Raw genomic sequence first — 11,959 nt, forward strand, 5'->3', positions numbered from 1 at the left:
CCACCAGGAGGCACTCCATGTCCCTTTCCTCCTACGACCGTTACCCCCTCCTCTTCGGCCCCTCGCCCGTGCATCCCCTGGAGCGCCTGACCGCCCACCTCGGCGGCGCCGCGCTGTGGGCCAAGCGGGAGGACTGCAACTCCGGGATCGCGTACGGCGGCAACAAGACGCGCAAGCTGGAGTACCTGGTCGCGGACGCCCTCGCCAAGGGCTGCGACACCCTCGTCTCCATCGGCGGGGTGCAGTCCAACCACACCCGCCAGGTCGCCGCCGTGGCCGCCCGCGCCGGACTCAGGTGCGTGCTGGTGCAGGAGAGCTGGGTGGAGTGGCCGGACTCCGTGTACGACAAGGTCGGCAACATCCTGATCAGCAGGCTGGCCGGCGCCGATGTGCGCCTGGTCCGGGCCGGGTTCGGGATCGGCTTCAAGGAGAGCTGGGAACTGGCGCTGCGCGAGGTCGAGGAGTCGGGCGGCAAGCCGTACGCCATCCCGGCCGGCGCCTCCGACCACCCGCTCGGCGGGCTCGGCTTCGCGGGCTGGGCGTACGAGGTCGCCGAGCAGGAGCGGCAGTCGGGGGTCTTCTTCGACACGGTGGTCGTCTGCTCGGTGACCGGGTCGACGCAGGCCGGCATGGTGGCGGGGTTCGCCGCGCTGGAGGAGGCGGGCGGCCGCGGGCGCCGGGTCATCGGCATCGACGCGTCGGCCAAGCCCGCCGAGACCCGCGAACAGGTCGCCCGGATCGCCCGGCGGACCGGCGAACTGATCGGGGTCAAGGGTGAGCTGACCGTGGAGCTGGACGACCGCTACCACGCGGGGACCTACGGCGTTCCGGACGAGACCACCCTGGCGGCGATGCGCCTGGCCGCCCGCACCGAGGGCATGGTCACCGACCCGGTGTACGAGGGGAAGTCGATGGCGGGGATGATCGACCTGGTCGAGCGCGGCGAGATCGGCGCCGACTCCACGGTGCTCTACGCCCACCTGGGTGGCCAGCCTGCGCTGAACGCGTACAGCGCTCTGTTCTAGACGGTTTGCCGATCGTTCCGCCGTGTGCGCCGGTGGTCGGCTGCGGCGCCGTCGTGGCTGGTCGCGCAGTTCCTCGCGCCCCTACGGGGGCGCTGTCGGCAGCGCTTGGAAGGGGCGCGGGGAACTGCGCGACCAGCCCCCACGCACCGGTGGCCGACGCACGATCCCGACGACGCGTGCGGCTAAGCCGCCTGCTTCCGCGGCGCCGTGATGACGAACCCCGCCACCAGCAACGCGGCCACCGCGACCACCGCCCCGATGCCGAAGGCACGGGCCGCGCCGTGGGTGAGGAGCTCGGCCGGGGTACCGGAGGCGTGCCGGGTCGCCGTGCCGTACACCGTGACCAGGACGGCGAGTCCGAGGGTGCCGCCCAGCCACTGCAGCGTTTGCAGCAGCCCGGACGCGGCACCCGCCTCCCGTGGTCCGATGCCGGCCAGGATGGTCGCGTTGAGCGGCATGAAGCTCAGGCCGACTCCCACGCCGAGCAACAGCAGCGGGCCGAGCAGCCCGGTGGTGTATCCGTCGCCGGGCCGCAACCGCCACAGCCAGCCGCCGGCGGCGATGAGCAGGACGATGCCGGTCAGCAGCACCGCCTTGGCCGAGAAGCGGGCCAGCAGTCTCGGCAGCAGCCGCACCATCGTGAACATGGCCAGGGTCATGGGCAGGAACGCGAACCCGGCGCGCAACGGGCTGTACCGCAGGACCTGCTGGCAGACGAGGGTGAGGAAGTAGAAGGCGCCGAACATGCCGGCGGGCAGCAGCATGATGGTGAGGTAGCCGCCCGCCCGGTCCCGGTCGGCGAACAGCCGCAGCGGCATGATCGGCTGGCCGGCCCGGGACTCGATCAGGGTGAAGCCGGACAGGAGCGCGCCGGCGCAGCTGAACCCGAGCAGGGACAGGGTGTCGGTCCAGCCCTCCTCCGAGACCCGGATGAACGCGTACACCAGCGAGGTCATCCCGGCCGTCCCGGTCAGCGCGCCCGCGAGGTCGAAGCGGCCCGCGTGGCGCGGGGTCTCGGCGACGAACCGGGGCAGGGCCAGGAACAGGGCGATGCCGATGGGCACGTTGATGAGCAGGGCCCAGCGCCAGGAGGCCCACGAGGTGAGCATGCCGCCGAGGACCAGGCCGACGGAGCCGCCGATGCCGGCCATGGAGGAGTAGACGCTCAGGGCGTGATGCCGGCGCGGGCCCTGGGGGAAGTTGGTGGTGATCAGGGCCAGGGTGCTGGGCGCGATCAGCGCGGCGCCGACGCCCTGTAGCGCGCGTGCCGCGAGCAGCCAGCCGCCCTCCGCGGCGAGCCCGCCGAGCAGCGAGGCCAGTGCGAACAGCAGCGCTCCGGCGCCGAGCGTACGGCGGCGGCCGACGATGTCGCCGACCCGCCCGCCGAGCAGCAGCAGACCGCCGAAGGCGAGGGTGTAGGCGTTGAGCACCCAGGACAGGCCGGTACGGCTGAACCCCAGGCCCTGCTGGATGCCGGGCAGCGCGACGTTGACGACGGTGGAGTCGACGCCGACCATCATGTAGGCGGCGACGATGACGAGGAGGGCGGAGCCGAGCCTGGCGGGGTGCGGGGAGCCTGGCGGGGCGTCGGCGGCGGTGGACGGGACGGACGGGCTGGACGGGGCGGACATGAGGTTCTCCCGGTCTGTGCGTCCCCGGCGCGGGCATGGAGAAGTACGGGCAGGCGGACTGCCCGTGGAGCGCACGACGGTAACCGGGGACTGTCTCCGTTTAGTCTTCGATAAGATACGGAGAGAGTCCCCGGTTCGCAAGGAGTAACTGGATGACGCAGGTCAGGCCCATGCGCGCGGACGCTCGGCGCAACTACGAGCGGCTGCTGGCGGTCGCCGTCGAGGCCTTCGCCGAGCAGGGGGAGAACGCGTCGCTGGACGACATCGCCAAACGGGCGGGCGTCGGCTCCGGCACGCTCTACCGGCACTTCCCGACCCGGCAGGCGCTGCTGGAGGCCGCGTTCGTGGACCGGCTGGAAGGGCTGGCGGCGAAGGCCGACGAGTTCGCCGCCCAGCTGCCGCCGGGCGCCGCGCTGACGGAGTGGCTGAACGAACTGTGCGTCGCCACCATCCAGGTACGCGGCCTGAAGGCGCTGCTGGGCTCGGCCGTCACGGACGGCAGTTCGGCCACGGTCGCGGCCTGCGGGGTGACGGTCCGCGGCGCGGCGACCCGGCTGGTGGACGCGGCGAAGAAGGAGGGCACCCTGCGCCCCGACATCGAGCCGATCGAAGTCCTGCGCCTCGCGCACGGACTGGCCACGGCCTCCGAACTGGCCAACGGGCAGGGCAAGGAGATCCGGCGCTATCTCACACTGCTCACGGAGGGGTTGCGGCCGTAGCGCCCACGGCCGCACACCCGTCGCGATGCGGCGTCAGAGCGCCTCCGCCCCCGGCTTGACCATGTTCCGTACCGTCCGGGCCTTCACGAACGAGCCGATCGCCGTCATGTCCCACTCCCCGGAGAACTGCCGGACCAGCTTCGCCATCATCACGCCCGTCTGCGCCTCGGCGCTCGTGAGGTCGAAGCGGACCAGTTCCTCGCCGCTCGCGGCGTCCAGCAGGCGGCAGTAGGCCTTGGCGACCTCGGTGAACTTCTGGCCGGAGAACGAGTTGACCGTGAAGACCAGTCCGGTGACCTCCGGGGGGATCCGGCCGAGGTCGACCACGATCACCTCGTCGTCGCCGCCGCCCTCGCCCGTGAGGTTGTCGCCGGAGTGCTTGATCGCGCCGTTCAGGATGGACAGCTTGCCGAAGTAGCAGCTGTCGACGTGGTTGCGCTGCGGGCCGTAGGCGATGACCGAGGCGTCCAGGTCGATGTCCTTGCCGCGGAACGCCGGCTCCCAGCCCAGGCCCATCCTGACCTGGGAGAGCAGCGGGCTGCCGCCCTTGACCAGGGACACGGTCTGGTTCTTCTGGAGGCTGACCCGGCCCTTGTCGAGGTTGATCTTCCCGGTGCCCGGGGCGGGCGGCGCGGGCGGGACCGGGGGAGCCGCCGGGGCCGCGGGCCGGGCGGCGGGGGCGGCCGGGGCGGGCGCGGGCTCCTCCACGGTCACGCCGAAGTCCGTCGCGATCCCGGCCAGCCCGTTGGCATACCCCTGGCCCACCGCGCGCGCCTTCCACGCGCCGCCCCGCAGATAGATCTCGACGATCACCAGGGCCGTCTCCGTGCCCAGCTGCGGCGGCGTGAACGTGGCCAGCACCGAGCCGTCGTCGGCGTCGCGGATCGTCGCCGTCGGCTCGATGCCCTGGAAGGTCTGGCCGGCGGCGTCGGGGCTCGCGGTGACCACGATCTTCTCGATCCCGGGCGGCACGGCGGCCGTGTCGACGATGATCGCGTCCGGGGACGTACCGCCGCCGGAGCGGTACGTCACACCGGGCCCGTTCGGCTGGTTGTAGAAGATGAAGTCGTCGTCGGAGCGCACCTTGCCGTCGCCCGTGAGCAGCAGGCCCGAAACGTCGAGCCGCACCGGGGCGGCGACGTCCACCGCCACCCGGGGGGCGGGGAGAGGGATGTTCGAGCCAGGGGTCATAGCTGTCATGCCCCGTGAACGAACAGCACCGCTTTACCGTTCCCTTACCCAGGAAGAGGCCCCCGATCGGCTCAGGGGACCACCACGATCTTCCGCCCCAACCCCGCCGCGAACTGCTCCAGCGCCTGCGGGTAGCTGCCCAGCGGAAGGCGGTCGCTGATGAAGACGTCCGGGTCCAGGACGCCGTTCGCGAACAGCTCCGCCGCCCGCTCGTAGCTGCGCAGGACGGCCATGGAGCCGGTGATGGTGATCTCCTGGTTGTAGATGCGGTACGGATCGATCGTCACCCGGGTCGCGTAGTCGGCGACTCCGAACTGGAGGAACGTGCCCGCCTTGGCGACCCGCTCCAGGCCGTCCTGGATCGCCGCCGCGTTGCCGGTCGCGTCGATCACGACGTCCCAGCCCCGGGGGCGGTCCAGTTCGTCGGCGTTCGCGGCGGAGCCGGAGACACCGAGCAGGCGCGCGGTCTCCAGGCGGGCCGGGTTCAGGTCCACCACGTCCACGCTCGCCGCGCCGGTCCGCTTGGCGAGCTCCAGCATCATCAGGCCCATGGTCCCGGAGCCGTAGATGAGGACGTGCGCGCCGAGCCGGGACTGGAGGATGTCGTAGCCGCGCACCGCGCACGACAGGGGCTCGACCAGCGCAGCGTCCTGGGGGTGGACGTGCTCGGGGAGCTTGACGCAGTTGGCCACCGGGGCCACCGCGTACTGCGCGGCCCCGCCCGGCACGGTCACGCCGATCGCGGCCCACCGCTCGCAGAGGTTGTTGTGGCCGTTACGGCACTGCCGGCACTCGTGGCAGTACAGGGACGGGTCGACCGCCACCTGGTCGCCGATCGCCACCTCGGTCACCTGGGAGCCGACGCCGACCACCTCGCCGGCGAACTCGTGCCCCGGCACGATCGGCAGCTCGGGGGCGAACTCGCCCTGGAGGATGTGCAGGTCGGTGCCGCACAGGCCGCAGGCGGCCACCTCCACGACGACCTCGCGGGGGCCCGGTGCCGGGTCGGGGACCTCGGTGACGACGGCGCGGCCCACGGACTCGATGACGGCGGCCTTCATTTCACGGCTCCCAAGGACAGGCCCTGGACGAGTTTGTCCTGGGCGGCGAACCCCGCGGCGAGCACCGGCAGGGAGACGACGAGCGACGCGGCGCACACCTTGGCCAGGAACAGGCCCTGGCTGGTGATGAAGCCGGTCAGGAAGACAGGGGCGGTCTCGGCGACCACGCCCGTCAGCACACGGGCGAAGAGCAGTTCGTTCCAGCTGAAGATGAAGCAGATCAGGGCGGTCGCGGCGATGCCCGGGAGGGAGATCGGGGCCACCACGCGCGCGAGGATCGTCGGCAGCCGCGCGCCGTCCACCCGAGCGGCCTCGATGACCGCGGCCGGGACCTCGGCGAGGAAGGACTGCATCATCCACACCGCGATCGGCAGGTTCATGGAGGTGTACAGGATGACCAGGAGCCAGACGTTGTCGAGCATCCCGGCGTTCTTGGCGAACAGGTAGACCGGCAGCAGGCCCGCCACGGCGGGCAGCATCTTCGTGGAGAGGAAGAAGAACAGGACGTCCGTCCACTTCCGCACCCGGCGGATCGACAGCGCGTAGGCCGCCGGGAAGGACAACAGGAGGACGAAGAGCGTCGAGGCCACCGACGCCGTCGCGGAGTTGATCAGGGCGGGCCACGGGCTCGCCCCGCCGCCGACGCCGAAGAACTCGCGGTAGCCGTCCAGGGTGAGGGCGGCGGTGAAGGAGGGCGGGTTGGTCGCCGCGTCCGACTCGGAGTGGAAGGACGTCAGCGCCATCCAGGCGATGGGCAGGAAGAACACGATCCCGGTCAGCCAGGCGACCAGCCCGGGTCCGCCTCGCCGTACGGCGCTCAGGGCGGTGTTCATGCGCGGGACACCTCCTCGCGGAACAGCGACGACACCACCCGCAGGGCGAAGGTCGCGATGATGATCGAGCCGATGACCACCACGACGCCGGCGGCCGAGGCGAGGCCGTTCTCGTGCGCCTGGTAGAAGCTCTGGTAGACGGTGTAGGGGAGGTTGGCCGTGCCGAGCCCCCCGGAGGTGATCGTGAAGACGGCGTCGAAGTTCTGCACGATGTAGATCGAGCCCAGCAGGGCGCCGAGTTCGAGGTACCGGCGCAGGTGGGGGAGGGTCAGGTAGCGGAAGATCTGCCAGTCGCTCGCGCCGTCCACCCGGGCCGCCTCCAGCTGCTGCTGGTCGCGGCTCTGCAGCCCGGCCAGCAGGATCAGCATCATGAACGGCGTCCACTGCCACACCAGGGCGGCCTCGACCGCGAGCAGCGGGGTGTCGGAGATCCAGTCCGGCTGCGGGCCGCCGACGTAGTGCAACAGGCCGTTGAGCAGGCCGTATTCGGGGTTGTAGAGGACGTGCTTCCACAGCAGTGCCGCCGCGACCGGGACGATCAGGAACGGCGCGATCATCAGCGTGCGGACCACGCCGCGGCCCCGGAACCTCCGGTTGAGCAGCAGTGCCACCACCAGTCCCAGGAGCAGACTGACCAGCACCACGGTGACCGTCAGCAAGACCGTCGTCCACACCGAGTGGCGCAGGTCCGGGTCGGTCAGGACCTGGCGGTAGTTGTCGATGCCGGTGAAGTGGCGTTCCTTCGGGTAGAGGGCGTTCCAGTCGAAGAACGAGATCACCACGGTCGCCACGAACGGCAGCTGGGTCACCACGATCATGAAGACCAGCGCGGGCAGCAGCGGGGCCCGGGTGGCCCAGGCCCGCAGACGGCCGGAGGGCGGCCGGGGCGCCGGCCGCGCGGTGGCGGCGGCGACCCGGGGGGTGGCGGTGGCGGTCATGATCCCTCGTACTTCTTGCCGACGGCCTCGGCGAGCTTCTGGGCCTTCTTCAGCGCGTCGTCCACGGACTGCTGGCCGGCGACGGCGGAGCTGATCTCCTGGGAGACCTTGGTGCCCAGGTCGGTGAACTCGGGGATGTCGACGAACTGGATGCCGGGGGCGGGCCGGGGCTGCACGCCCGGGTCGTTGGGCTTGGCACCGGCGATGGCGTCCCGGGTGACGTCCGCGAAGGCGGCCGCCTCCTTGCGGTACTGCGGGATGTCGTACGTCGACGTGCGCTTGCCGGCCGGCACGTTGGCCCAGCCCGCTTTCTCACCCACGAGCTTCTCGTAGTCCTTGCCGGACGCCCACGAGATGAACTTCCAGGCGTCGTCGGGGTTCTTGGACGCCTTCTGGATGCCCCACGCCCAGGTGTAGAGCCAGCCGGAGCTGCCGGTCTTCTCGACCGGCGCCGGGACGTATCCGATCTTGCCCTTGACCGGGGAGCCGGCGGCCTCCAGCGAACCCGCGCCGGAGGTGGCGTCGTACCACATCGCGGTCTTGCCCTGCGTCATGTCGTTCAGGCACTCGGCGAACCCGGACTGGGCGGCGCCGGCCTCACCGTGCTTGCGCACCAGGTCGACGTAGAACTGCGTGGCCTGCTTGAACGCCGGGGCGTCCAGCCGGGCCTTCCAGTCCTTGTCGAACCAGGTGCCGCCGAAGGTGTTGACGACCGTGGTCAGCGGGGCCAGCATCTCGCCCCAGCCGGGCAGCCCGCGCAGACAGATGCCCTTCATGCCGGACTCGGCGCCGTCCGCCTTGGCGGCCAGGTCGGCGACCTGCTGCCAGGTGGGACGGGCCGGCATGGTCAGGCCCTTCTTCTGGAAGACGTCCTTGCGGTACATCAGGAAGGACGACTCGCCGTAGAACGGCTCACCGTAGAGCTTGCCGTCCGCCGCGGTGAGGGCCTGCCGCATCGGCTTGAGGATGTCCTGCTGGTCGAAGGCGGTGTCCTTCTCGACGTACGAGTCGATCGGCTCCAGCCAGCCGTTCTTGGCGTAGATCGGGATCTCGTAGTTGGAGAGGGTGGCGACGTCGTACTGACCGGCCTGGTTGGCGAAGTCCTGGCTGATCTTGTCCCGGACGTCGTTCTCGGGCAGGACGGTGAAGTTCACCTTGATCCCGGTGTCCTTGGTGAAGGTGGCCTTGGTGAGCTTCTGCAGCTCCACCATCTGCGGGTTGTTCACCATCAGGACGTTGATGGAGTGGGCGGAGGAACCACCGCCCGCGCCGGCGCCCGAGCAGCCGGCGAGCAGCGGGGTGATCAGCGTTCCTGCGGCGGCCACCGCACACAGGGCACGGGGCGTTCGTCGGCTCTGGGTTCGCATGGGGTGCTCCTGGAGAACGTATGGGGACATAAGGGGCCTGCGGGGGCGTGGGTGTGCCGTTCGGGGGCTGGGTGCGGTGTGCAGGACGGTTCGGTCGGCTCGATGTCAGACGCGGATGACCTGGGGGCCCTGGAGCGAGTAGCGGTGGGCCTCGGAGGCGGGCAGCAGGGTGCTGGTGACGATGGCTTCCAGCTCGCCGATCTCCGCGAACCGGCAGAAGCTGACCGCCCCGAACTTGGTGTGCACGCCCGCGAACACCGTGCGGCGCGCGGCCCGGATCGCCTGCGCCTTCACCTCGCTGACCGCCGGATCGGGGGTGGTCAGGCCGTGTTCGCGGGTGATGCCGTTGGCGCCGATGTAGGCGAGGTCGACGACGAAGCCGGCGAGCATCTTCGTCGTCCAGTGGTCGACGGTGGCGAGGGTGCCGGAGCGGACCCGGCCGCCGAGCAGCAGTACGGAGACGTTCTCGGCCTCCGCGAGCGCGCCCGCCACCGGCAGGGACGCGGTGACCACGGTCAGCGGCCGGTCCCCGGGCAGCGCCTCGGCGATGAGCTGGGGGGTGAAGCCCTCGTCGACGAAGACGGTCTCGGCGTCGCCCAGCAGCTCGGCGGCGGCGGACGCGATCCGGCGCTTCTCCGGGACGTGGCTGGTCGACCGGAACGCGAGCGTGGTCTCGAAACCGGCGCTCTCCACCGGGTAGGCGCCGCCGTGGGTGCGCCGCACCAGCCCGTGGTCCTCCAGGGCGCGCAGATCGCGCCGGATGGTCTCCTTGGCCACGCCCAGCTCGGCGGCGAGCGCGGTGACGTCCACGGAGCCGGTGGCCCGGGCGGCCCGCACGATCTCGCGCTGGCGCTCTTCCGCCGTCCTGGTGGTCATGTCGTCACCCGCTTCCCTGTGGAGCTGCCCGTTCGGGCCATGGGGGAAGTTGTACCGCCGGCGTACGGCGCTGACCAGGCCTGTTGCCGGCCCGATGCTGCCCGTATGCGCCCGGTTGCGCTCGGGCGTGCCCGTCTCGGACCTGGGGCGCTGCTGTGGGCGACGTGGGATCGGGCATGATCCGTGCCCGAACACCGCGGCGGGCGGGCCCGTTCGGTGCCCGCCCGCCGTCGTGAGCGATCGTTTTCGGTACGGCCGTCGGGTACGACCCTCGGCGCGGCCGTTCAGTACGGCCAGATCGGCGGGTCGTCGACGAAGCGGCCGCCGAGGTGGGTGTGGGCGGGCTTGTGCGGGTCCAGCTCGCCGTGCTCGGCGATCAGCTTGGCGGCGAACTGCTCGGAGTCGTCCTGCGGCTCGTAGCCGAGCGCCCGCGCGGTGGTCAGGTCCCACCACAGCCGGGTGTTGGCGGAGGAGCCGTAGACGACGGTGTGGCCGACGTCCTCGGCGGTCAGGGCCGCGTGGAAGAGGCGGGCGCCGTCGGCGGGGCTCATCCACACCGAGAGCATCCGCACGTCGGCCGGCTCCGCGAAGCAGGAGCCGATGCGGACGGAGACCGTCTCCAGGCCGTGCTTGTCCCAGTAGAGCTGGGCGAGGTCCTCGCCGAACGACTTGGACAGGCCGTAGAAGGTGTCCGGGCGGCGCGGGGTGTCGATCGGGACGAGGGGGGCACCGGCCCGCGGGGCCGGGGTGAAGCCGACGGCGTGGTTGGAGGAGGCGAAGACGATCCGTGGCACGCCGGCCTCGCGGGCGGCCTCGTACAGGTTGTAGGTGCCCTCGATGTTCGAGCGGAGGATCTTCTCGAACGGCGCCTCCAGGGAGATCCCCGCGAGGTGGAGGACCGCGTCCACGCCCCGCACCGCCGCCCGCAGCGCGTCCTGGTCGCCGAGGTCGGCGGTGACGGCGTCCGGTTCGCCCTCGATCGGGCGCACGTCGAAGAGGCGCAGTTCGTAGCCGTACTCCGGGAGCAGGGACCGCATCAGGGTGCCGAGTCCGCCGGCGGCACCGGTGAGCAGCAGTGTGCGGGGAGTGGGCATTCACGGTCTCCTTGATCAGCGCCGGTCGTGTCCGTGTACGGCATTCACATTCATGGACACGCTAGGGAGCCGGGGCGCATGGAGTCAAGTGTGCCGTGGAGTGGGGTAATCCGCCCGTGTCTTGCCCGTTTCGCGGCTTGACCGGCACCGATGGGGCCTCGTACCGTGGTCGCGTTCATGAATATGGACATCGATCAGAAACATGCATTGATGGAGAAGTGCATTGACAGACCCATGCATCAACAGGGAGCGCCCGTGACGCCAGCCCCTCTCGCCGCCCGGCTTCGTGACCCGCGCGGGCCGCTCTTCTTCCCCGTGACCGCCTACGGTCCCGACGGCTCCCTCGACCTCGACGCCTACCGCGAGCACATCCGCCGGGGCGTCGAGGCCGGCGCCGCCGCGGTGTTCGCCGGCTGCGGCACGGGGGAGTTCCACGCGCTGCTGCCGGAGGAGTTCGAGGCCTGCGTGGCCGCGGCCGTGGCGGCGGCCGACGGACGGGTGCCGGTGGTCGCCGGCGCCGGCTACGGCACCGCGCTCGCCGTACGCTACGCGCGTCTCGCCGAGGCCGCGGGCGCCGACGGCCTCCTCGCCATGCCGCCCTACCTGGTGGTCGCCGGCCAGGAGGGCCTGCTGCGGCACTACCGGGAGGTGGCGGCCGCGACCGGCCTCCCCGTGATCGTCTACCAGCGCGACAACGCCGTGTTCACCCCGCCGACGGTCGTCGAACTCGCCCGCACCGAGGGCATCATCGGCTTCAAGGACGGCCTCGGCGACCTGGACCTCATGCAGCGCATCGTCAGCGCCGTCCGCACCGAGGTCCCCGGCGACTTCCTCTACTTCAACGGCCTGCCCACCGCCGAACAGACCCAGCTCGCCTACCAGGCCATCGGCATCGACCTCTACTCCTCGGCCGTCTTCTGCTTCGTCCCCGAGATCGCCCTCGCCTTCCACGCGGCCCTGCGCGAGGGGGACAGGGCGACGGCGGAACGACTGCTCGACGGTTTCTACCGCCCGTTCGTCGAACTCCGCGCCCAGGGCCGGGGATACGCCGTCTCGCTCGTCAAGGCCGGGGTACGGCTGCGCGGCCTGGACGTCGGCGAGGTCCGCCCCCCGCTGCACGAACCGACCGAGGACCATGTGAAGCAGCTCGCCCAGCTGATCGAGCGCGGATACGCACTGCTGGAGGAGGGGGCGTGACGACGTCGGGAGGAACCGGGGCGGGGC

11 protein-coding genes are annotated in these 11,959 nt (G+C 71.2%); 3 read left to right on the top strand and 8 right to left on the bottom strand.

The annotated features are described in order from the left end of the window. Positions 1–17: 17 nt before the first annotated feature. Positions 18–1,025, top strand: coding sequence for a 1-aminocyclopropane-1-carboxylate deaminase (locus AB0P24_RS18805; protein ID WP_365795285.1), 1,008 nt, complete (start codon positions 18–20; stop codon positions 1,023–1,025). Positions 1,026–1,207: 182 nt separating this feature from the next. Here the strand turns inward: AB0P24_RS18805 and AB0P24_RS18810 are convergent, their stop codons facing one another. Next, on the bottom strand, positions 1,208–2,656 hold the full coding sequence (locus AB0P24_RS18810) for an MFS transporter (protein ID WP_365795287.1): 1,449 nt from the start codon (positions 2,654–2,656) through the stop codon (positions 1,208–1,210). 152 nt (positions 2,657–2,808) lie between these two features. On the opposite strand from AB0P24_RS18810, the gene AB0P24_RS18815 reads away from it, so the two are divergent. Then, positions 2,809–3,375, top strand: coding sequence for a helix-turn-helix domain-containing protein (locus AB0P24_RS18815; RefSeq protein ID WP_365795289.1), 567 nt, complete (start codon positions 2,809–2,811; stop codon positions 3,373–3,375). A gap of 33 nt (positions 3,376–3,408) precedes the next feature. Here the strand turns inward: AB0P24_RS18815 and AB0P24_RS18820 are convergent, their stop codons facing one another. The 7 genes from AB0P24_RS18820 to AB0P24_RS18850 form a co-directional block, all read right to left on the bottom strand. Continuing rightward, positions 3,409–4,566, bottom strand: a complete 1,158-nt coding sequence (locus tag AB0P24_RS18820) for a TerD family protein (RefSeq protein WP_365795291.1) — start codon at positions 4,564–4,566, stop codon at positions 3,409–3,411. A gap of 71 nt (positions 4,567–4,637) precedes the next feature. Continuing rightward, a complete protein-coding gene (locus AB0P24_RS18825; RefSeq protein ID WP_365795293.1) occupies positions 4,638–5,627 on the bottom strand; it encodes a zinc-dependent alcohol dehydrogenase family protein in 990 nt (329 codons plus the stop codon). Next, the gene (locus AB0P24_RS18830) at positions 5,624–6,460 is read right to left on the bottom strand and encodes a carbohydrate ABC transporter permease (protein WP_365795295.1); all 837 of its coding nucleotides are present in this window, start codon (positions 6,458–6,460) and stop codon (positions 5,624–5,626) included. Before AB0P24_RS18830 ends, AB0P24_RS18825 begins: the two co-directional genes overlap by 4 nt. Further along, complete coding sequence (locus AB0P24_RS18835) at positions 6,457–7,398, bottom strand: sugar ABC transporter permease (RefSeq protein ID WP_365795297.1); 942 nt, start codon at positions 7,396–7,398, stop codon at positions 6,457–6,459. Before AB0P24_RS18835 ends, AB0P24_RS18830 begins: the two co-directional genes overlap by 4 nt. Continuing rightward, on the bottom strand, positions 7,395–8,765 hold the full coding sequence (locus tag AB0P24_RS18840; protein WP_365795299.1) for a sugar ABC transporter substrate-binding protein: 1,371 nt from the start codon (positions 8,763–8,765) through the stop codon (positions 7,395–7,397). Before AB0P24_RS18840 ends, AB0P24_RS18835 begins: the two co-directional genes overlap by 4 nt. 105 nt (positions 8,766–8,870) lie before the next feature. Continuing rightward, the gene (locus AB0P24_RS18845) at positions 8,871–9,641 is read right to left on the bottom strand and encodes a DeoR/GlpR family DNA-binding transcription regulator (RefSeq protein WP_365795301.1); all 771 of its coding nucleotides are present in this window, start codon (positions 9,639–9,641) and stop codon (positions 8,871–8,873) included. Between the two features lie 284 nt (positions 9,642–9,925). Continuing rightward, on the bottom strand, positions 9,926–10,735 hold the full coding sequence (locus AB0P24_RS18850) for an NAD(P)-dependent oxidoreductase (protein ID WP_365795303.1): 810 nt from the start codon (positions 10,733–10,735) through the stop codon (positions 9,926–9,928). 255 nt (positions 10,736–10,990) lie between these two features. Between AB0P24_RS18850 and AB0P24_RS18855 the strand changes: the two genes are divergently transcribed. Next, positions 10,991–11,932: a 5-dehydro-4-deoxyglucarate dehydratase gene (locus AB0P24_RS18855; protein ID WP_365795305.1), complete on the top strand. Its 942-nt coding sequence runs from the start codon at positions 10,991–10,993 to the stop codon at positions 11,930–11,932. Positions 11,933–11,959: the final 27 nt, after the last annotated feature.

The organism is Streptomyces sp. NPDC086519 (assembly GCF_040686075.1).
GTDB lineage: Bacteria > Actinomycetota > Actinomycetes > Streptomycetales > Streptomycetaceae > Streptomyces > Streptomyces shenzhenensis.